We start from the raw sequence: 20,451 nt of genomic DNA, 5'->3' as shown, positions 1-20,451 counted from the left end.
CGATGCCCCACGACGACTCGGCTGCCAATTAGGAATTGCGAATGATCGCTCCGTAGGGAATCGACAGCGAGGTCGTCCGTCGGGAGGCACCAGCACCACCACCGCACGGAGGCACCACATGGCCGAGGCCGCCGCCCACCCGAGCGTGCGCCTCTCGTACCCGGTGATCTCCCAGGCGCTGGAGCTGAGCGCGTCGCCCCAGCTGCGCAACATGGCCACGATCGGCGGCAACATCATGCAGCGCACCCGCTGCACCTACTTCCGTGACGTGTCCGCCGCCTGCAACAAGCGCGAGCCGGGCTCCGGCTGCGCGGCCCGCGAGGGCTTCAACCGCACCCACGCGATCCTTGGCACGTCCGAGTCGTGCGTGGCCACGCACCCTTCCGATGCCGCCGTGGCCTTCGCGGCGCTGGAGGCGAGCGTGCACCTGCTGGGCCCGGACGGCGCGCGCACCGTCCCGTTCGCGGACTTCCTGCTGCGGCCCGGCAGCACTCCGAACCGCGAACAGGCCCTGCGCAAGGGTGAGTTGATCACCGCTGTGGAGATCCCGGCCCACCCACGGCCACTGAAGTCGGGCTATCTGAAGGTGCGTGACCGGCAGTCGTACGAGTTCGCCCTCACCTCGGCGGCCGTCGCGCTGCACATCCGTGGTGGTGTGATCCGCGCGGCGAAGGTGGCCGCCGGGGGAGTGGGAACCGTGCCCTGGAAGCTGCCCGCCGTCGAACGGCAGCTCATCGGCGAGCGGCCCTCGAAAGCCCTGTGGGCCGAGGCGGCCGAGCGGGCGGCGGACGGGGCCCACCCCCTCCGGCACAACCACTTCAAGGCCGAGCTGCTCAGACGCACCGTCGAACGCCAGCTGCGCACCGTAGGAGGCACCAAGTGAGCCAGCCACAGGCAGCCGTCGGCGCGTCGGTGCCCCGGGTCGACGCACGGCTGAGGGTCACCGGGAGATCGAAGTACGCCAGCGACAACAACCCCGACGGGGTCGTGCACGCGGTCATCGTCGACAGCACGGTCGGCCGCGGCCGTGTCACCGGCATCGACGCCCGCGCCGCCCTCGCCCAGACCGGCGTCCTCAAGGTGATCAGCCACCTCAACGCGCCCAAGCTCCCGCCCCTGCAGGGGCCATATCCGCCCCCCGGGTCGCTGCGCGCCTTCCAGGACGACCGCGTCCGGTTCTTCGGGCAGCCCGTCGCGGTCGTGGTGGCGACCACGCTGGAGGTGGCGCAGCACGCCGCGAGCCTGGTGAAGGTCTCCTACGACGCCCAGCCTCCCTCGACCGACATGGGCGCCGCCGACCCCGCGGGCGCCCCGGAGACCTATGCACGCGGCGACGCGGACGAGGCCCTGAAGGCCGCCGACGTCAAGCTGGACCTGGCGTACCGGATGGCCCGCAACCACCACAACCCGATGGAGCCGGCCAACACCGTCGCCCGCTGGGACGGTGACAGGCTCACTCTGTGGGAGAAGACCAACTGGGTGAGTGGCACCGTGATGACCATGGCCGCCGAGTTCGGCCTGACGCGGGACAAGATCCGTGTCATCGCTCCGGTCCTCGGCGGTGGCTTCGGCAGCGCCGGCCGGACCTGGGTGCACACCGTCATCGCGGCCATGGCTGCCCGGGATGTGAAGCGCCCCGTGAAACTCGCGCTCACCCGCAGGCAGACGTACTTCGGCGTGGGGTTCCGGCCCGCATACGAGTACGGACTGCGGCTGGGCAGCGACCGGCGGGGCCGCCTGACCGCGTCGGTGCACGATGCCCGCGCCGAGACCTCCAGCTACGAAACGCACAGGGAAGGCGTGCTCATTCCCGGCCGGATGCTCTACAGCACGCCCAACGTCCGCCAGGTGTACGGGCACGTACCGCTGGATGTGAACACACCGACGTTCATGCGCGGTCCCGGCTATGCCAGCGGCGCCTACCCCGGCGAGTCGGCGATGGACGAACTCGCCCACGAACTGGGCCTCGACCCGATCGAGCTGCGGCTGCGCAACGAACCCAGCGCCGACGAGTCCAGCGGGCTGCCGTTCTCCACCCGCCGCCTGCGCGACTGCTACCGCGTGGGCGCCCGCGAGTTCGGCTGGCACCGGCGCAACTCGAAGCCCCGCTCAACGCGCGACGGTGACTGGCTCGTCGGTATGGGGATGGCTGCCGGTGTCTACGACACCGAGCGCAGCGAGGCCCAGGTCTCGGTGGCTCGACGCCGACGGCAGCGCCCTGCTGCAGTCCGGCACCAGCGACATGGGTCCCGGCACGGCCACGTCCATGACCCAGGTCGCCGCCGACGCCCTCGGCCTGACCATGCGTCAGGTGACTTTCCGGCTCGGCGACTCCCTCATGCCCCCGGCCCCCGTCCACGCCGCCTCGCAGACCATGGCCAGTGTCGGCCCTGCCGTCCAGGACGGCTGCGACAAGCTGCGGGGGCAGGCCATCACGCTCGCGGTCAAGGACGAGGTATCACCGTTGCACGGCGTCGACCCCGCTGACGTCGTCGTACGCGGCGGCCGGCTGCACGTCAAGGACAACCCCGCGCGCGGGGAGACGTACCAGCGGCTCCTGGCCCGCAACGACCTCACCCACCTCGAAGCGCTCGGCTCGTACGCCGGGGCGTCCGGATCGGAGAAGTTCTCCTTCTACGCCTACGCCGCGACCTTCGCGGAAGTGGCCGTCGACGCAAGCCTCGGCCTGGTACGGGTCCGGCGCATGGTCGGTGTGTACGACGCCGCCCGGATCATCAGCCCGAGACTCGCCGACAGCCAGGCCATCGGCGCCATGATCGGCGGCATCGGCCAGGCCCTCCTGGAGCACACCGTCACCGACCACCGTGACGGCCGGATCGTCAACGCCAACCTCGCCGACTACCTCGTGCCGGTGCACGCCGACATCCCCGCCGACCTGAAGGCGGTCTACATCGACGGGGAGGACTACGAGGCCGACCCGATCGGCGTCAAGGGGCTCGGTGAGATCGTCATCGTCGGAGTGGCGCCCGCCATCGCCAACGCGGTCTTCAACGCCACCGGCCGCCGGATCCGCGAACTGCCCATCACCCCCGAAGCCCTGCTCTGAACGGCCGGGCGGTTCGGTTCACCCGCCGGCCACCCGGGGATTCCCCACGAACGCCCGGCGCTTACGACGCCACACCGCCGGGCATCAGGGCCGCCGCCGCGTCCTCTTCCCCCCGGGGGGGCACGGCGGCGGTGCGCTCGACCCCCTTTCCCGGAGCGCACGCCATCCTGAACAACGCGGGGCCGTGACGGGCTCGTGAGGCTTGACGTCCTTGCATGACAGGACGAGGGCGTGCACCGCCCGCTCAAGCCGGACTCGTTCGCCCGCGCACCAAGAAGGCGGGCGTCGGGCAGGGGACGTTCCACCGCAACTTTCCCCATCGTGAGGCGCTCGTCCTGGAGGTGCACAGCCATGAGGTGCAGCAGCTCACCCATGGTCGAGCTCCTGCTCGACGCCAACCGCAAGGCCGGTACCATCCGCGCGGGCGTGACCACCGACGACTTCATCCTCGCCATCGCGGGCATCTGGGAGATCGACCCCGGCGGCGACTGGCATTCCCAGGCCGCCCGCCTCCTGGACATCATCATGGACGGCTTGTGCGCGGGAGCGCCCGGTCGACGCCGGCCCGGCCCGTGACGAGCGCCAGGGGTGGTCGGTCAGACACGGCTGGGCTCCTTCGGCGGTTGGGACGCGGAAGGGGCGGGGCGTGTCGGCGCGGCCAGGAACGCGCCGGACGCCGACGCCCGCTGCCTGTCGGCTGTGCCTCAGGGCACCCTGGTCCAGGCGCCGTACTGCAACGCCCCCAGGACCTGACTGCCCTGTTCCAGCACGGCCTTCTCCAGCTGGTCCGGCAGGGTGTCGTCGGCGACGAGGCCCTCGGGCAGGGACAGACCCGTCTTCGCCAGCACCGGTTCGATGCTGCGCAGCGTGTACGCCAGCCACGGAACGATCGGTGAGTCCCCGCCCGCTGCGACCGGGGCCTGGCACTCAACCGTCGGGGCGGGCAGTCCGGCATCGAGGAAGGCGCGGTTCAGCCGGCGGCCGAAGTCCGGAGGTGTTCCGGTGACCCGGTACACCTCGGAGAGCAGCCGGTAGCACTCGTCCCACAGAGGGCTCGGCGGCCAACTGGGGTTCTGAACGGTGAAGTCGACCTCGTGGAACGCCACGATCCCGCCCGGCCGCAGGAACCGCGTGAACCGGCGGAGCGTGTCGGCGGGATCCTTCTGGTACATCAGGACGTAGCGGCCCACCACGGCGTCGAAGCGCTCCGTGGTATCGAAGCCGTCGAGCTCGGTGACCTCGAACTCGAGGCTTCCGCCGAAGCCTTCGTTCTCCGCCCTGCGGCGGGCCTTCTCCGTGGTCACCTGGTCGCGGTCGATGCCCAGGACCCGCCCGCGCGGCCCCACGACCTCGCCGGCCAGCATCGAGACGTCACCCATCCCCGAACCGAGGTCCAGGACGGACATGCCGGGCCTCAGACCGCCCAGGCGCAGGAACCGATCCGTGGAGGAACGCAGGATCCGTCCCTGCAGCATGAGACGCCGGTGCTCCAGATCCGAGCCTCCGAGCAGGTAGTCGGCGTACGCGTCGGATTGGGCCCCAGTGGCCGGGATGGCGTGTTCCGTCATTTTCTTTCCCGTCCTTCGTGATGTCCCAGGTTTCGTCGAGCGCGCCGTCGCGACCGGCTTCCAGCAGGCGGGTGACTCGGCTGCCTCCGTCCGGTCCAGACACGAGGAGGGCGGCGGTTGGACGGGTCCGGTCGGCCCGATCGTTACGGCGTGGAGAACAGGCCGGGACCCGGAGGTGAGGGGCCGTCTGCGCGGGCGCCGTTCGTGACCCGTAGGAACTCCAGCTTTTCCGCGTCGGCGGATCCTGCTGCCACCGTGTAGACGACGAGGCGGATGTCGCAGCCTGGGACGGTGAGCACGTCGCAGTCGCAGATCACCTCACCCACCTGGGGGTGTACGACGGTCTTGCGGGCCGAGACGTGCGGGCCGACCGTGCCCTCGTCCCACAGCCGGGCGAACTCCGTGCTGGTGGAACGCAGTTCCTCGACGAGGTCGGTCAGGCCGCGGTCGCGGGGGTAGTCGATGAGAGCTGTGCGCAGGTCGGCGACGAGGGCGAGTTTCAGGGCGTCGCGGTCCTGGAGCACGGGCCAGGACGTGAGCCGGCTGGGCCCTGTGGCGAAGACCGCCCGTGCCAGGTTGCGCTCGTCGTGTGTTCGTGCGCTGGGGTCGCCCATCAGTACTGACCAGGCGGGGGTCCAGGACAGCAAGGTCCAGTCGGCGCTGAACACGCCCACGGGGAACTCCCCGAGGCGGGCCAGCATCCGCTGGACCCCGGCCGGAACATACGTGGAGACCGTTCCCTCCTGGGGAGGCAGGAGGCCGGCCAGCCGGTAGGCGTGATCGCGCTCCATGGGCTGCAGTTGCAGTGCCCTGGTCAGGCTCGCGACGACCTGCGCCGAAGGGCTCGTGGCGCGGCCCTGCTCCAGGCGGACCACATAGTCGACCGACAGCCCTGCGAGCTCGGCCAGTTCCTCGCGTCGCAGCCCCACCGCGCGTCGTCCGGGCCGTGAGGTCAGTCCGACGTCGGCGGGAGAAAGGCGGTCGCGCCAGCGGTGCAGTGCCGTGCCCAGGGTCTCGTCCACTCGGCCATTGTGTCCGCCGGACAGTCGTTGTGCCTGGTACTGGCTGTCCTACCGTCACGGAGAGCACTGGTTGTCCTCTCGTCACGCGCCGAGAGTGGACGCATGACTACAACATTCATCACCGGAGCCAACAAGTCCCTCGGGTATGAGACTGCCCGCCGCTTGATCGAGGCCGGCCACACCGTGCTCGTCGGTGCGCGTGATCCGGAGCGCGGCCGGGCGGCCGCCGACGCGCTCGGGGCCCGTTTCGTCCAGATCGATGTGACGGACGACGCGTCAGTGGCTGCGGCCGCCGCCGATATCGGGGCTCACGAGGGCGGCATCGACGTCCTGATCAACAACGCAGGTGTCTTCGGGACACACAGCCCCGCCGAGCAGATCACGGCCGCTGACGCCAGCGAGGTGTTCGAGGTCAATGTCGTGGGGATCGTCCGGGTGACGCACGCGTTCCTGCCGCTGCTGCGCAAGGCCGCGAGCCCGGTCATCGTCAATGTGTCCAGCGGCATGGGGTCGTTCGCGCTGACCCACGACGCCGAGCGCGTCGAGGGCCGGGCCATCGCGCCGCTCTACACGGCGTCGAAGGCCGCCGTGACCATGCTGACCACGCAGTACGCGAAGTCCTGGCCGGACATGAAGGTGAACGCCGTCGACCCGGGCTACACCGCGACCGACTTCAACGGTCACAGCGGCCCGCAGACCGTGACCGAGGGAACCGACGCGATCGTCGAACTCGCCACCATCGGGGCGGACGGACCGACCGGAACCCTCCGTGACCGTCACGGTGAGCTGGCCTGGTGATCCACCCCTGAATCCGGGGCGTGCCCCGGCTGCTGCTCACAAGGGGCCGTCACCCGTGTGCTGCGGCAGTGGCTCGGCTGGAGAAGGCCGCTCACCTGCGGGTCAGGCCCAACTCGCCCGCGCGCATGCCGGCCTGGAAACGTGAGTCCGCGCCCAGGGCGACGAGGAGTTCGGCGACCCGGCGGCGGTAGGTGCGCAGCGACATGCCCAGGTCTCGTGCGGCTGCTGCGTCGGTCACACCGGAGCCCAGTGCGTGCAGCACCGCACGGGCCTGTGTGTCGATCTGAGGCCGGTCGGGGTGGAAGAAGGCTGCCAGGTCGGTAGCGGTCTCCCACGCGGCTTCGAACAGCGCGTACGCCCCGCTGACCAGGGCGGGTTCGGCGCTCATCGTGTACGTACGGTGACCGTGGCCGCGAGCGGACGGGGACGCGGAGGCGGCTGTGGGATGGGTGAGGAACATGGTTCGCCGGTCGATGAAGACCGTTCCCTGCGAGAGCGGGGTGGCGGCGATGCGTACCTGCATGCCGTGGGCGGCCATCTCCCGGAGAGTCTCCCGGTCGCCCTCGTCGGCGAGTACGGCGGGACTGTACAGCTTGCGGGCCCGACGTGCCCCGTCACGTCGGGCCCGCAGTCGTGCGGCCGCGCGGGCGCCGGGCCAGGTGTCGAGGTCGCGCGCGGCGCTGACCCATTCCGCGTCGTACGACTCCGCCAGGGGCACGACCCGTGCCCGCAACTCGAGATCACCCCTGAGGACCATGTTCTGTGGCATGCGTTCATTGTGTCCCTGGCAGCAAGGTGCCACTGCCTCGTCAGCAGGTTTGAGGCTGTGCAGGCTGGGCTCATGAACAATGAATTCCGCCTCGGTGGAGACCTGGCCATCAATCGGCTCGGCTTCGGTGCCATGCGCCTGCCGTCCAAGGACGGCATGGGTGGTCTCGCCCGCGACCCCGAGACCGGCCGTGCCGTACTGCGGCGCGCCGTCGAACTCGGCGTCAACCACATCGACACCGCCGACTTCTACGTCAGTGCCGGCGGTGCGGTGCGAGCGAACACTCTGATCCGCGAGGCCCTGCATCCGTACCCGTCCGACCTGGTCATCGCCACCAAGGTGGGCCCGATCATCCGTGAAGGCGGCCTGCACCACGCCACCCTGGCCGACATGCGTGGCCTCGTCGAGGCCAACCTCGAAGGCCTGGACGTGGACCGCCTCGATCTTGTGTATCTGCGCATCGGCCCCATGGAACCCCCGCGCGGTGAATCCCTCGCCGCACGCTTCGAGGCGCTCGCGGCGCTGCGCGAGGAGGGCCTGATCCGGCACCTCGGCCTCAGCAACATCGACATCGACCACCTCGCCGAGGCCCGCGCGATCGCGCCGGTGGCGGCCGTGCAGAACGAGTTCCACGCCGCCGAGCGCGGCGACGTGGAGCTGCTGGCCGCCTGTGAGGAGTCCGGTATCGCGTTCGTGCCCTTCTTCCCGCTCGGTGGCGGCCGGGAACTCGACGATGAGCGTCTGGCCAAGGTCGCCGCCCGGCACGGCGGCTCCGTGTCCCAGATCGGCCTGGCCTGGCTGCTGGCCTCCTCCCCGGTGACCCTGGCCATCCCCGGCACGGGCTCCCTCTCGCACATCGAGGACAACATGGCCGCCGCCGGGATCACCCTGACCGGGGAAGACCTCGCCGACATCGCCTGACGTCAGGTCCCCGGATCGTCATCGGGCCAGGATCAAGCGGGCGCGCGAACACCGGCGCTCGGTATGACAGTGGCTCCAGAACTGTGTAATCTGCTGCTGTTCTATAACGAGTGTCATAGGAGCTGTCGTGACGATCATCACCGTGAATACCCCGAAGGGGCGCCTGAGCCTTGAGCAGCGTCGTGAGTTGGCCGAGACGCTGACCGACGCGGTGCTGGTGCCCGAGGTCGGGCAGCACGCTCCGGCCGCCAGGGCCGGGTTTCAGGTGCACTTCGTCGAGCGTGAGCGGGACATGATGGCCATCGGCGGACGGCTGTTGGCCGACGCCGATCATGACCTCGACGTCATGGTGATCGACGTCGCGGTCATGGACGCCGCCTGGCAGCAGGACGTGCGGGCCGAGGTGATCGAGCGGGTGCTGGCCGCGCTCGCGGCGGCCTGTGGGCTGGAGAAGCCGGCGCCGGCCTGGTGGGTCAACTTCCGTGTGATCGACGAGGGCAGTTGGGGGTCGTCGGGGGGTGTGCTGTCCGTCCTGCCGCTCCTCGAGAGCGGGGTCTTCACCGAGGAGCGGGTCAAGGCCGTCCGCGCGGCACTGGGGGCGTGAAGCCAGTCCTCGATCAGCCCTCGATCGCGGCGAGGACCAGGGCCTGCAACTGCTCCGCCGTGTCGTCGAGGGGCTGGGTGCTGCGCTTGGCGCGGCACATGGCCACGGTCCCTTCGACCGCTGCGACGATGAGCGTCGCAAGCTGAGCCGCCTGCCGTGGCTCGGCGCCGTGCTCACGCAACGATCCGGCCAGCAGGTTCTCCCACTCGGTGAAGACGTCGGCGGCGGCCAGGAGAGAGGCCGGTGGCTCATCGGTAGGGGGCTCCTCGACGGAGACGGCCAGGACGGGGCAGCCGGCCCGGAAGTCGCTGTCGACGACGATCTTGCGCCACAGGGCAAGGAAGGCGCGAAGTCCGGCGACCGGTCCCGCCTGAAGTTCCTTGCGCAGACTGCCGGCGGTCCATGCCCCCGTGTAGCGGACTGCCTCGGTGACGAGTTGCTGTTTGCCCTCGGGGAAGTAGTGATACGTCGAGCCGAGTGGTGCCCGGGCATGCTTGGCCGTCTCGCGGATGCTCGTGGCGTTCAGGCCGCGCCGACTGATCATGTCGGCCGCACCGGCCACGATCCGCTGGCGCACTGTCGTACTGGACTTGGTCACGGACGAAACCCCTTCTGAACCCACCGGCTATGACGATCGTCATAGCATAGCGCGAAGCAGATATACGAAGCAGATGGATCACGCCGTCCCGGCCGCCGCCGGACTGGCCGCGGACGACGCCTTGCGGGGGAATGCCGGTGGGCAGGGCGAGACGGGCAACGGCGATGCATGAACCGTACGTCGCCGAGGGCGCCGTCCTGGCGGCCATAGCGTGGGGATATTGCAGATGGAAATCCGGGCCGCTGCGATCCGGGGCATCGACCGGCTGATCGACGATCTCGGCGGCGACGGGGCGGGGTTGCTCGCCGAGTTCGGCGTCTCACCGGGTGACCTGGATTCCGACCACGGGCTGCTGCCGGCGGTGACGGCCGGGCGGATCCTGCGCCGCGCCACGAAGAAGCTGGACTGTCCGGATCTCGGACTGCGTCTGGCGGCGTACCAGGACATGTCGATGCTCGGCCCGCTGGCTCTGGCGGTCGGTAACTGCGACACGGTCGGAGAGGGTCTGGACTGTGCGTCGCGGTTCCTCTTCGTGCACAACCAGGGCATTCGTCTGTCTCGTGCGGAGGATCCCGAGCGCTATGCGGGGGTGGGCGCCGTCGAATACCGGATGTTGCATCCGGATACTCCGTACGAGCCGCAGACGATCGACGCGGGTCTGGGGCTGCTGCACCGCAATCTCATCACGATGAGCGGCGGATACGAGTTGCTCGGGGTCTACATGCCTCATCCGCCCCTGACGGATGAGTCGGTGTACACCGAGTTCTTCGGGGCACCGGTCCGGTTCAACACCGGACGCGCCCTGCTGCGGGTGCCGGCCAAGCTCTTCGTCCAGCCGATGTCGACCCCGGTCAACCCCGAACTGCGGCGCATGGTCGTGGAGTACCTGGAGGCGCACTACACCGATCCCCGCGACAGCGTCACGACCACGGTGCGGTCGGCGGTCGGGCGCGCCCTGGGCACGGTTCCCGCGCGGATCGACCTGGTCGCGGCGTGGCTGCACATACATCCGCGCACGCTGCAGCGGCGGCTGGCGCAGGAGGGCACCTCGTTCCAGGCGATCCTCGACGACGTACGCAAGAATGCGGCGCACCGGCTGTTGACGGGGACCGACATGCCGTTCTCGCAGGTCGCGTCCTTGGTGGAGCTGGCCGGGCAGGCGGCGCTCACGCGTGCGGCGCGCCGCTGGTTCGGCCGGACGCCGACGCAGGTCCGCCGTGACGCCAAGCGCATTCCTCTGTCACCGCGTGTCGGGCAGAGTTAAATTTTTGTCGCCCAGGGTAAAGCGGAGCTCTCGGAGCGTTTCCATACTCGGGTGCCATGACCAGCTCCCCACGCTCCGCCTCGCTGCCCGCCCATGTCGATGTCCTGATCGTCGGCGCGGGTATCTCCGGTATCGACGCCGCGTACCGGGTTCAGTCGCGGTGCCCCGACCGGTCGTACGCCGTACTGGAGGCCCGTGAGTCCCTGGGCGGGACGTGGGATCTGTTCCGGTACCCGGGGGTCCGCGCCGACTCCGACATCTACACGCTCAGCTTTCCGTTCCAGCCGTGGACCGGCGAGAACTCCATGGCCGACGGGGACGAGATCCTCGACTACCTGCGGCGCACCGTGGAACGGTTCGGCATCGACCGCCACATCCACTGCTCGACGAAGGTGATCTCGGCCAACTGGTCGGGCGAGACGGCCCGTTGGACGGTGACCGTCGAACGGAGCGGCGGCGAGGAGAGTCCGCGGCGGTCCACCATGACCTGCTCGTTCCTCTACATGTGCACCGGCTACTACGACCACGAACGCGGCCACGACCCGCAGTTCCCGGGCGTCGAGTCCTTCGCCGGCACGGTGGCGCATCCGCAGTTCTGGCCCGACGGGCTCGACCACACCGGCAAGCGTGTCGTCGTGATCGGCAGCGGCGCGACCGCGATCACGGTGGTCCCCGCGATGGCCCGGGACGCGGCGAAAGTGACCATGCTGCAGCGCACGCCGACATGGATCAGCGCGCTGCCGCGCCGGGACCGGTTCGCCGCCAGGGTCCGGCGGCGGCTGCCCGCCGCACTGGCGCACCGGGTCATCAGGGCGCGCAACGCCGCCTACTCCAACGGCTTTTACCACTACTGCCGACGCTTCCCCGACCGGGCGCGGGCGCTGCTGACCACGGCCGCCGCGCGGCGGATCGGCCAGGACGCGGTGCGTGAGCACTTCACCCCGTCGTACGCGCCGTGGGACCAGAGGCTGTGCATCACGGCCGACGCGGACCTTTTCAAGGCGATCCAGCGCGAGGAGGTCGACGTGGTCACCGATCAGATCGAGGGCTTCGTCGCCGAGGGGATCCGGTTGCGGTCGGGCAGGGTGCTGCCGGCCGACATCGTGGTGACGGCGACCGGGCTGCGCATGCTGGCGTTCGGCCACATCGCGGTGAGCGTCGACGGCGAGCCGGTCGAGCCCGCGCGTCACCTGCTGTGGCGGGGCGCCATGCTCAGCGACGTGCCGAATTTCGCGCTCTGCTTCGGCTACGTCAACCTGTCCTGGACGATGCGGGCGGATCTCACCGCGCGGTTGGTGTGCCGGGTCCTCAACCACATGCGCCGCGCCGGCCTCGCGGCGGTCACCCCGTCCGCGGAACCCGGCGTCCGGGAGCAGCCCATGATCGAGCTGGCTTCCGGCTACGTCCAGCGGGGCGTCCAGAGCTTTCCACGGCAGGGCCACCGCGCCCCATGGCGGATGCACCAGACCTATCTGCTGGACGTGGCCGACATCGCGCGCGCGAGCCTGCGCCGCGAGTTGCGCGGCGTGCCCCGCGCGGCGGTGCGTCCGGCCGGCGACGACGTCCGGACGGGAGGCTGACCATGGCGGAGCTGGAAGGAGTGTGCGACCCGCGCTTCGCGGAGCTGGCCGCGCGGCTGTCCGAGAACCTCGACGCGGGCGAGGAACTCGGTGCCTGCGTCGCGGTCACGGTCGACGGGGAGCCGGTGGTCGACCTGTGGGGCGGATGGGCCGACCAGGGCCGGTCGGCGCCGTGGCGGCGCGACACGATCACCAACGTGTGGTCGTGCACGAAGACGGTCACGTCCCTGGCGGCGCTGCTGCTGGTCGAGCGCCAACTGCTCGACATCGATGCCCCGGTGGCCCGGTACTGGCCCGAGTTCGCCGCGCGCGGCAAGGAAGGCGTGCTCGTCAGGCACCTGCTGTCGCACACCTCCGGCGTCTCGGGTTGGGACCGGCCGGTGACCGTCGCGGACGTCCTCGACGTGCCGGCGTCGACGGCCCGGCTGGCCGCGCAGGCGCCGTGGTGGCCCCCGGGCACGGCGTCCGGCTACCACCTGCTCAACTACGGTCATCTGGTGGGCGAGTTGGTCCGGCGGATCGACGGGCGCACCCTGGGCGGGTTCGTCGCCGAGGAGATCGCCGGTCCGCTCGGCGCCGACTTCCACATCGGTCTGCCGGACTCCGAGTTCGGCAGGGTCGCCGATGTCGTACCGCCGCCGTTCCGGTCGAGTGACCTCGCCGGCGCCGACCCGAACGGTGTGGCGATGAAGACCTTCACCGGCCCCCTGGGCGGTGCCGACGAGTCGTGGCGTCCCGAGTGGCGTCGCGCCGAGATCGGTGCGGCGGGCGGCCACGGCAATGCCCGGTCGCTCGCCAGGATCCACTCCGTCATCGCCTGCTGCGGCACGCTGGACGGCGTACGCCTGCTGTCGCCGTCGACCATCGACCTGATCTTCAGCCGGCAGTCCGACGGCCCCGACCTGGTACTCGGAGCGCATCTGCGCTTCGGCATCGGCTTTGGGCTGCCGTCGCCGGCGGTGCCGTATCTCCCGCCAGGACGGATCTGCTTCTGGACCGGATGGGGCGGATCGGTGGTCGTGATCGACACCGAACGCCGGGCCGCGATCTCGTACGTCATGAACAGCATGGGCACCGGGATCCTCGGCAGCGACCGCACACACCAGTACGTCGAGGCCGCTTTCGCGTCCCTGGGAAAGGTGCACCGATGAGTCGCGCCAGTCCCCACGCCGATGTGGAGCTGCCCGCCGCTGGTGTGAACTGCCAGGTAAGACGCGTGTCATAATTATAACGAGTGTCATATAGGTGAAAGGTGTGAGCCCATGACAGATCCGGTGGTTCTGGTGGCGACGATGGTCGCCAAGCCCGGCCAGGAAGAGCTGGTCGAGAAGACGTTGGCGGCGGCGTTGCCCAAGGTGCACGCCGAGCCTGGATGCCTGCGGTACGCGCTGCACCGCAAGGCCGGTACCACCGGTGAGTTCGTCATGATCGAGAAGTGGGCCTCGCAGGAGGCGCTGGGCGCGCACATGAAGGGTGCCGCGATGCGGGAGGTGGGCGCCGCCCTGGCGCAGGCACTGGCCGGCCCCCCGGACATGGTCTTCCTGGACGCGATCTCCGCCGGCGACCCGGACGCCGGCGCCGTCTGACCGAGTACGGCGACCGGGTCGACCGGCACCCCGGCCGGCCCCGGGTTCCCCACGAGACCGAGGAGCTTTCCCATGAAGAGCCTGATGTTCGTTGCGCCCGGACACCTGCGCTTCGACGAGGTCGACGCCCCCACCATCGTCGAGGGCACGGACGCGCTCGTGCGCCCGCTCGCGGCCACGACATGCGATCTCGACCACCATGTCATCGACGACAAGACGCCGTTCTCCGGATTCGGCCCGTTCCCGATCGGCCACGAGTGCGTGGGCACGGTGGTCGAGGTCGGCCCCGACTGCACGGATGTCGCGGTCGGCGACGTCGTCGGCGTCGCGTGGCACATCGCTTGCGGCAACTGCGCGCAGTGCAGGCTCGGACACCCGGCCCGCTGTCTCGTCCACGGCGACGCCCAGTACGGACTTCCGGTGAACGGGGCCTGGGGCGGGACCTTCGACGAACTCATCCGCGTTCCCTACGCGGACTTCAATCTCGCCAAGCTGCCCGCCGACGTCGATCCGGTGCACCTGGCCTCGATCGGCGACAACCTCGCCCTCGGCTGGGAGACGGTGATGCCGACCGTCGCCGGGATCTCCGACCCGAAGATCGCGGTATTCGGCGGGACCGGCTCCATCGGCCTGTACTGCGTCGACGTCGCGGTCCACTGCGCCCGCGCCCGCACCGTGTACTACGACGACGACCCCGTCAGGATGAAGGTCGCCGAGCAACTCGGCGCCGAGGTCCACGACATCAACGGCAAGCGGGAGAAGGACTTCCACCTCGCCGTGGACGCCAGCTGCAACCCCGAGCGGCTGCGCAAGGCGCTGCTCTCGGTCATGCCCGAGGGCTACGTCAACAGCGTCGGCATCTACTTCGACGAGGTCCAGCTCCCACTGCTCGCGCTGTACCAGCGCGGAGTCCACTTCCACAACGGCAAGGGGCACGCGCGGCCGAACATGACACCGACGCTGGAGGCGGTGGCCGCGGGGACGCTCCATCCCGAGCTGGTCACCAGCGGAGTGTACGGCTGGGACGAGATCCCCGACGTACTGACCTCGGACCGCGCCGGCCACAAGCCGATCTTCGTCCTGGAGAACTGAGGCGGCAGACCCTACGGTCCGTCGTGGCGGGGCGCGGTGGGTCGGTCCGTGAATGGGGGAGGGGCACCGATGGCCTCGGCCTCGCCGCCTCCGACATCGATGTCCCGCACGGGCCGTCTCCCGCATCCTCGGCCGGGAACAACTTCCCGACGCCCTGCGCGAGAAGAACCTCAAGCCCGTCCTCGTACGCGACACCGCCCCGATCCCCACCACGACAGGCTGACCCCCACCGGGCTGCGACATGCAGCACGGCGACACCCGGAAACGCGATGAACTCGTCTTTGAATGACCACGCCACGACCAGCGCCGTCCCTGAACAACCGGCACACCACGAACCGGAACACGAACGGGCGGCGATTGCCGCACTGGGCCACGAGCTGCGTGCCCTGGTCGACGCCACCGTCCGCACCGCGGCCTCGCCGGACACCTTGCACCGCGTGACGGACGGAGTCCGCAGCCTCACCAGGCAGCTGACCGGGCGGCGCCGCGCACGCGCGGAGATCCCGTCGGTGGACGAGTTTCCGGGAGGGGTGCGGATGTACAGCCCTGTCACGGGTGCCGGCAGCCCACTCGCACCCCCCATGCGCGTCACGCCGGCCGACGGCGGAGTGGCGGGAACCTGCGTCCTCGGCAAAGCGCACGAAGGCCCGCCCGGTTACGGGCACGGAGGCATGAGCGCCATGCTCCTGGACGAACTGATGGGCTGGGCCTGCGTCGCCGCCGGGACGCCGGCGATGACCGTCTCCCTCCAGTTGCGCTACCACCGTCCCGTTCCTCTGGACACGCCTCTGCGCGCGTTCGCCCAGGTCACCGGGGTCGAGGACCGAAGAGTCTCGGTAGGCGGCGTCATCACCACCGAGGAGGACCACGCCACGGTCCTGGTGGCAGCGGACGGCGTCTTTGTGTCTCCGGACCCCGACCGTGCCCGCGCGCTGTTCCCAAGCCTTCCGGGCACGTGACCTCCTCACCGACCTGGCCGTCCTGCCGGGCCTGGCCGGCGAAGCGGTCGTAGGAGACCTGCCGCCCGTCGGGAACAACTGCTCCCTGGTTCGTTCATGCGCGCCGTTCCCCTACGCTCGAGGAAGTCATCAACTACCGCATGACATCTGCCCGGTGACGGAGTCGGCGTGGGGTGCGCGTCGGGCGAAAGGGATGCGTCGTGCCTTCGGCTTCGGCGAACTACCGCACCCTGCTGCGCACTTCGGGTGCCGCGGCCTTCTTCCTTCCGGCCGCTGTCGGGCGTCTGGGCATCGCCATGACGGGGATCGGCATTGTCTGGCTGGTGCACGCACGCACCGGGTCGTATGCCGCCGCGGGTCTCGTCACCGGTGGGTTCGCTGTCGCGGACGCCGTCGCCGGGTCCCAGATCGGTCGCCTTGTCGACCGGTTCGGGCAGACGCGGGTACTTCCCTGCGCCCTGGGCGCACATGCCGGGGCCGTGGCGCTGCTGCTCGTCGGCGCCGTTGTGGACCTCGTCGCCGGAGTGCTCGTCGGGGCAACGCTGCCCCAGCTCAGTGCCCTGTCCGCCGCTCGCTGGTCCGCCCTGCTGTCCGGCGAACGGGCTGCCGCGCTGCCCACCGCCTTCGCCCTGGAGGCCCTCGCCAACGGCGTGTCCTACCTGGCCGGCCCGGCCCTGGTGAGCGTCCTCGGCGCGGCGGGCCGCCCGGGCGCCGGGGTGCTGCTCGCCGCCGCGAGGAGGTCACCGCCCCGACCGGGAATTTGGACAAGGACGGCAACATCGATCAGGCGGGGATCAATCATTGCCCTCGATCAGCGAGAGGTGCGGGTAGGCGCCGCCAAGGTGCTGAGCAACGAAAGAGTGCAGGGTTCCCTATTACCTCGAACATGTTCAGCGCAACCCGACCGGCTGGCCGGCGAAAACGTAGCCGATGGCTTGGCTGTTGAATGCGGAACCGCAGCGATTCCGCGTGCCGTACGAGGGCCGTGACGCGATCTGCGGCCGCCACGGCCAGCCTGGCCTCGGCGGACGGGGTTCTGTTCGCGCTTTCTGGGTGGAGCCCGGCGGCGGTCCGGCGTGCCGCCGCGCATGCCCGCCGCGGTGGCGGGTACGACCCCTCCCGTGCCGGGGCGTCGCGGAAGCGGCCTAAGAGCGAGGGGTGTTGGAAGTGATCCGAAAGCTGCAGGCGGTCGCGCTGGACTGCGCTGATCCGGTACGGCTCGCTGAGTTCTACGCGGATCTGCTCGGCGGCCGGGTGATCGCGGACCCTGACGAGCCCGACTGGGTCGAGGTGCACGGGTTCGAGGGGACACCGCTGGCCTGCCAGCGGGTGGACGGCTACCAACCGCCCGAATGGCCCGGCCAGGAGCGCCCGCAGCAGCTCCACCTGGACTTCGACGTGGACGACCTGGACGGAGAGGAGAAGCGGGCGCTCGCCCTCGGCGCGACCGTGCTGGAGAGGACGGACCAGATCCGCCCCGGGGCCAACTGGCGGATCTACGCGGACCCGGCCGGCCATCCGTTCTGCCTCTGCTTCCACTGAGTCCATTTCCACTGAGTCCATCGGGCCCAGTCCTGGCTCCGAGCACTTCCTGGCATTCGTCGCATCGCCGGCGCCCTCATCTGACACCGCCGCTACACCAACTGAGCCGGCGTCGTATTCATTTGCCGCAGGCCGGCCCGGTCGGATAAGAAGCCTGCATGCTGAAGGGCAACAAGGTCGGGCTGAGGGCCCGGCACGAGGACGACATCCCGATCCTGCGGGCCGAGCTCTACGACGACGTGGTCAACTCCTCGCGGGCCGAAAGCGGGCCGTGGCGGCCGATCACGCCGGGCTCGAAGGACCCGCGGCTCGTGGTGGACGACAAGGAGCAGGGGCACGTCCCGTTCTCCGTGGTGGAACTGGACGGCGGCACGCTGGTCGGCACCGCGACGCTGTGGGGCATCGACAATCACAACCGGTCCGCGCACATCGGGCTGGGGCTGCTGCCGTCCTCGCGCGGCAAGGGCTACGGCACCGACGTCGTCGCGGTGCTGTGCCACTACGGTTTCATCGTGCGCGGCCTGCAGCGGCTGCAGATCGAGACGTTGTCGGACAATTTCGCGATGCTGCGCTCCGCCGAGCGCAACGGCTTCGTCCGCGAGGGCGTGCTGCGCTCCTCGGCCTGGGTGATGGGCGAGTTCCTGGACGAGGTGCTGCTCGGGCTCCTTGTCCAGGACTGGAAGCCGGACTCGACATCTGCTATCGCCGCTACACCGACTGAGACGCCCCCCTGTTCGTCGTGACGTGGGTGGTCAGGGCGGTTGTTGATCGGCGTCCGGTCCGGGAGGGCGAGCGGGCGGCGTTCGCGTAGCGGATGGCGGTGGCTGTGCTGATGCCGAAGACGGCGGCCAGGCAGACAGCAGCCAGGCGGAGTGGGTCGGGGCCGCCCTGCGATGGTGATGAGGCGCGGTGGCCTGGATCCAGGGCGTGGAGCTGGAGCCTGCGGATGTTGCCGACCTTCGGCGGCAATTCCTGCAGCATGAGTGCATGCTCATCGTGATCGGCGGACTGCCTGCAACGGGAAAGACGACCCTGCGGGTCGACACCATCGAGCAGGCCATCGTCCGCTCCGGCCTGGCTCACCACCCCGTCGGACCGGTCGGTTACGTCGTCGGATACGCCCTGGCCAAGGAGTATCTCCACCAGGGACTGACCGTGATTGCGGAGTCGGTGAACCCGCTCGCCGTCACTCGGGACAGCTGGCGGGACGTGGAGACCAAGGCAGCCGTGGCCGTCGCCGAGGTGGAAGTGATCTGCTCCGCTCCGGCGGAGCATCGACGCCGTGTCACCTCACGCTCGGTCGACATCCCCGACCTGCCGCTGCCCGACTGGCAGCAGATCCTCGACCGCGACTACGCATCATGGGACCGCGAACACATCGTCATCGACACCGCCGAGCAAGACCCACAGGAATCGCTCGCCGTCCTCCTCCACAGCCTTGATCGCCTTCGGTCCACACCGCACAACTCGCACCCGGCTTACGTCCAGCGTGGGGGCGTCACACAATGCCACCGCCGCGCCCCGACGGGGAGCGGGTCCGCGGCGGAGACCCCAGGGGCGATCGGCCCTTCGATCACTCAGCTCACTGAGGCCGGTTGTTCCTGCCGGGTCGGCTGATGGATCGGGCCGGCGGTCTGGGACAGGGGCAGGCTCGTTCCCTTGCCGGTGCGGGCGATGATCTCCGCTGCGATGGGCACGGCGGTTTCGTCGAGCGTGCGAGCGCCGAAGGCGAGGGCGGTGGGTGAGGACGCAGACAGCCGTACGGGCGTCCAGGCCGTGCTTTCCCGGTAGCGGTGCGGCCGGTCGGCCGCGACGTCGTCCGCATGTGGAAAGCGCGCGCGGGTGGCGAAGACCGGGCGGGCGTCGCACACGGTGACCCGATAGCCGCGACTCGGATGTGAGGTGCGGCGGCTTCCGCGCCTGCCGACCACGGCCTTCCAGCGAACACGTGCCCTCGGCCGTAGTTGATCGCGGAAGTCAGGGAAGTCAGGTATCGCCGTCGCGCGACGCCGGCGGTGGCGCTGTGGTGCGGCGCGCCACCAGCGCGGGTGAGAGCGTGACACGGTCGAACAGCAACTGCGCGGCCTCCAGGCCCCCATCAGCTGGGCCCAGTACCTCACCTCCGCCGACTTCTGGAACCGCACCCTGCAGAACTGGCAGTCCGAGCTGCTGGCGGTGGCGTCGATGGTCGTCCTGTCGATCTACCTGCGCCAGCGCGGCTCCCCGGAGTCCAAGCCCGTCGGCGCCGCGCACACCGCGACCGGCGTGGAGGGGGGGATGACGAGCCGGAGCGCAGTTCGCTCCCATGCGGCACAGTGGCAGTATGTGCGGCCGCTACGCCTCCTCCCGGGGCCCCGAGGACCTCGCCCAGCTGTTCCAGGTGTCCGAGTGGCATCCGGAGGAAACCCTCGCGGCGAGCTGGAACGTGGCCCCGACCGACGAGGTGTGGGCCGTCCTCGAGCGCACGCCGCGCGGCGCTGCCGAAAACGAGCCGGCCCGGCGCCGACTGCGGCCCCTGCGCTGGGGCCTGGTGCCCTCGTGGGCGAAGGACGCGAAGATCGGTGCGCGGTTGATCAACGCCCGGGTGGAGACCGTGCACGAGAAGCCGGCCTTCCGCCGCGCGTTCGCCAAACGCCGTTGCCTGCTGCCGGCCGACGGCTTCTACGAGTGGGACGAGGTCAAGGACCGGAAGTCGGGCAAGGTCCGTAAGCAGCCCTACTTCATCCACCCGGAGGACGGGCAGGTGATGGCCCTGGCGGGCCTGTACGAGTACTGGCGCGATCCGGAGATCAAGGATGCCGACGACCCTGCCGCCTGGCTGCTGACCTGCACGATCATCACCACCGAGGCCACCGACGCGGCAGGCCGCATCCACCCCCGCATGCCCCTCGCCCTCACCCCCGACCACTACGACGCCTGGCTCGACCCGCACCACCAGGCCACCGACGACCTGCGCACCCTGCTCACCCCACCGGCAGGCGGCCACCTGGACGCCCGACCCGTCTCTCCGGCCGTGAACAGCGTCCGCAACAACGGCCCCCAGCTCCTGGACGAGGTCCCCGCCCCCTGACCGGTGCAGGC

At 70.0% G+C, this 20,451-nt stretch carries 19 protein-coding genes and 5 pseudogenes; 18 read left to right on the top strand and 6 right to left on the bottom strand.

Going from position 1 to position 20,451, the window contains the following annotated elements:
* Window positions 1-118: 118 nt before the first annotated feature.
* The 3 genes and pseudogenes from ADL12_RS11015 to ADL12_RS11005 all read left to right on the top strand — a co-directional run.
* Window positions 119-883 carry an FAD binding domain-containing protein gene (locus ADL12_RS11015; protein ID WP_244187869.1) on the top strand — a complete coding sequence of 255 codons (765 nt, stop codon included), beginning with the start codon at window positions 119-121 and terminating at the stop codon, window positions 881-883.
* Window positions 884-912: 29 nt separating this feature from the next.
* Window positions 913-3,067: pseudogene (locus tag ADL12_RS11010) on the top strand (xanthine dehydrogenase family protein molybdopterin-binding subunit).
* Window positions 3,068-3,339: 272 nt separating this feature from the next.
* Window positions 3,340-3,643, top strand: a pseudogene (locus ADL12_RS11005) (SbtR family transcriptional regulator); the annotation flags it as partial.
* 128 nt (window positions 3,644-3,771) lie between these two features.
* Here the strand turns inward: ADL12_RS11005 and ADL12_RS11000 are convergent.
* Window positions 3,772-4,635, bottom strand: coding sequence for a class I SAM-dependent methyltransferase (locus ADL12_RS11000; RefSeq protein ID WP_062701025.1), 864 nt, complete (start codon window positions 4,633-4,635; stop codon window positions 3,772-3,774).
* 143 nt (window positions 4,636-4,778) lie between these two features.
* Window positions 4,779-5,657 carry a helix-turn-helix transcriptional regulator gene (locus tag ADL12_RS10995; RefSeq protein ID WP_062701023.1) on the bottom strand — a complete coding sequence of 293 codons (879 nt, stop codon included), beginning with the start codon at window positions 5,655-5,657 and terminating at the stop codon, window positions 4,779-4,781.
* 102 nt (window positions 5,658-5,759) lie between these two features.
* On the opposite strand from ADL12_RS10995, the gene ADL12_RS10990 reads away from it, so the two are divergent.
* Window positions 5,760-6,455: an SDR family NAD(P)-dependent oxidoreductase gene (locus ADL12_RS10990; protein WP_062701021.1), complete on the top strand. Its 696-nt coding sequence runs from the start codon at window positions 5,760-5,762 to the stop codon at window positions 6,453-6,455.
* A gap of 91 nt (window positions 6,456-6,546) precedes the next feature.
* Here ADL12_RS10990 and ADL12_RS10985 read toward each other — a convergent pair whose 3' ends face one another.
* Window positions 6,547-7,224, bottom strand: a complete 678-nt coding sequence (locus ADL12_RS10985) for a helix-turn-helix domain-containing protein (protein WP_062701019.1) — start codon at window positions 7,222-7,224, stop codon at window positions 6,547-6,549.
* Between the two features lie 72 nt (window positions 7,225-7,296).
* On the opposite strand from ADL12_RS10985, the gene ADL12_RS10980 reads away from it, so the two are divergent.
* Complete coding sequence (locus ADL12_RS10980) at window positions 7,297-8,145, top strand: aldo/keto reductase (RefSeq protein WP_062701017.1); 849 nt, start codon at window positions 7,297-7,299, stop codon at window positions 8,143-8,145.
* A 127-nt stretch (window positions 8,146-8,272) separates the two neighbouring features.
* Window positions 8,273-8,749, top strand: a complete 477-nt coding sequence (locus ADL12_RS10975) for a tautomerase family protein (RefSeq protein WP_062701015.1) — start codon at window positions 8,273-8,275, stop codon at window positions 8,747-8,749.
* A gap of 13 nt (window positions 8,750-8,762) precedes the next feature.
* Here the strand turns inward: ADL12_RS10975 and ADL12_RS10970 are convergent, their stop codons facing one another.
* Window positions 8,763-9,347, bottom strand: a complete 585-nt coding sequence (locus ADL12_RS10970; protein WP_079051961.1) for a TetR/AcrR family transcriptional regulator — start codon at window positions 9,345-9,347, stop codon at window positions 8,763-8,765.
* A 226-nt stretch (window positions 9,348-9,573) separates the two neighbouring features.
* Between ADL12_RS10970 and ADL12_RS10965 the strand changes: the two genes are divergently transcribed.
* The 9 genes from ADL12_RS10965 to ADL12_RS10925 all read left to right on the top strand — a co-directional run bounded on the left by ADL12_RS10965 (window position 9,574) and on the right by ADL12_RS10925 (window position 18,113).
* The gene (locus ADL12_RS10965) at window positions 9,574-10,611 is read left to right on the top strand and encodes an AraC family transcriptional regulator (protein WP_063806645.1); all 1,038 of its coding nucleotides are present in this window, start codon (window positions 9,574-9,576) and stop codon (window positions 10,609-10,611) included.
* 56 nt (window positions 10,612-10,667) lie between these two features.
* Window positions 10,668-12,191, top strand: coding sequence for a flavin-containing monooxygenase (locus ADL12_RS10960; protein ID WP_062701011.1), 1,524 nt, complete (start codon window positions 10,668-10,670; stop codon window positions 12,189-12,191).
* A gap of 2 nt (window positions 12,192-12,193) precedes the next feature.
* Window positions 12,194-13,342, top strand: a complete 1,149-nt coding sequence (locus ADL12_RS10955; RefSeq protein ID WP_062701009.1) for a serine hydrolase domain-containing protein — start codon at window positions 12,194-12,196, stop codon at window positions 13,340-13,342.
* A 111-nt stretch (window positions 13,343-13,453) separates the two neighbouring features.
* Window positions 13,454-13,777 carry a putative quinol monooxygenase gene (locus ADL12_RS10950; protein WP_062701006.1) on the top strand — a complete coding sequence of 108 codons (324 nt, stop codon included), beginning with the start codon at window positions 13,454-13,456 and terminating at the stop codon, window positions 13,775-13,777.
* Between the two features lie 72 nt (window positions 13,778-13,849).
* Entirely contained in the window at window positions 13,850-14,869 is a 1,020-nt protein-coding gene (locus tag ADL12_RS10945; protein WP_062701005.1) for a zinc-dependent alcohol dehydrogenase, read from the top strand.
* Window positions 14,870-15,138: 269 nt separating this feature from the next.
* Window positions 15,139-15,828 carry a PaaI family thioesterase gene (locus tag ADL12_RS10940; protein ID WP_062701003.1) on the top strand — a complete coding sequence of 230 codons (690 nt, stop codon included), beginning with the start codon at window positions 15,139-15,141 and terminating at the stop codon, window positions 15,826-15,828.
* A gap of 200 nt (window positions 15,829-16,028) precedes the next feature.
* Window positions 16,029-16,817 carry an MFS transporter gene (locus ADL12_RS10935; RefSeq protein ID WP_244187868.1) on the top strand — a complete coding sequence of 263 codons (789 nt, stop codon included), beginning with the start codon at window positions 16,029-16,031 and terminating at the stop codon, window positions 16,815-16,817.
* Window positions 16,818-16,995: 178 nt separating this feature from the next.
* A complete protein-coding gene (locus ADL12_RS10930; protein WP_062701001.1) occupies window positions 16,996-17,370 on the top strand; it encodes a VOC family protein in 375 nt (124 codons plus the stop codon).
* A gap of 158 nt (window positions 17,371-17,528) precedes the next feature.
* On the top strand, window positions 17,529-18,113 hold the full coding sequence (locus ADL12_RS10925) for a GNAT family N-acetyltransferase (protein WP_062700999.1): 585 nt from the start codon (window positions 17,529-17,531) through the stop codon (window positions 18,111-18,113).
* On the opposite strand, the gene ADL12_RS53890 is transcribed toward ADL12_RS10925, so the two are convergent.
* Entirely contained in the window at window positions 18,079-18,351 is a 273-nt protein-coding gene (locus ADL12_RS53890; RefSeq protein WP_159053139.1) for a hypothetical protein, read from the bottom strand. The two genes, ADL12_RS10925 and ADL12_RS53890, sit on opposite strands and share 35 nt — an antisense overlap.
* 6 nt (window positions 18,352-18,357) lie before the next feature.
* Here ADL12_RS53890 and ADL12_RS10920 point away from each other — a divergent pair.
* A pseudogene (locus ADL12_RS10920) lies at window positions 18,358-18,810 on the top strand (P-loop nucleotide/nucleoside kinase family protein); the annotation flags it as partial.
* A 137-nt stretch (window positions 18,811-18,947) separates the two neighbouring features.
* On the opposite strand, the pseudogene ADL12_RS10915 reads toward ADL12_RS10920, so the two are convergent.
* A pseudogene (locus tag ADL12_RS10915) lies at window positions 18,948-19,256 on the bottom strand (XdhC family protein); the annotation flags it as partial.
* Between the two features lie 181 nt (window positions 19,257-19,437).
* On the opposite strand from ADL12_RS10915, the pseudogene ADL12_RS56340 reads away from it, so the two are divergent.
* Together ADL12_RS56340 and ADL12_RS10910 are read left to right on the top strand one after the other, a co-directional pair.
* Window positions 19,438-19,644, top strand: a pseudogene (locus ADL12_RS56340) (DUF6766 family protein); the annotation flags it as partial.
* 49 nt (window positions 19,645-19,693) lie between these two features.
* Window positions 19,694-20,440, top strand: coding sequence for an SOS response-associated peptidase (locus ADL12_RS10910; RefSeq protein WP_062700995.1), 747 nt, complete (start codon window positions 19,694-19,696; stop codon window positions 20,438-20,440).
* Window positions 20,441-20,451 lie beyond the last annotated feature (11 nt).

Source organism: Streptomyces regalis (genome assembly GCF_001509475.1).
GTDB lineage: Bacteria > Actinomycetota > Actinomycetes > Streptomycetales > Streptomycetaceae > Streptomyces > Streptomyces regalis.
Note: the sequence above shows the minus strand (reverse complement) of the source record. Positions and strands in the feature narration are given on the sequence as shown.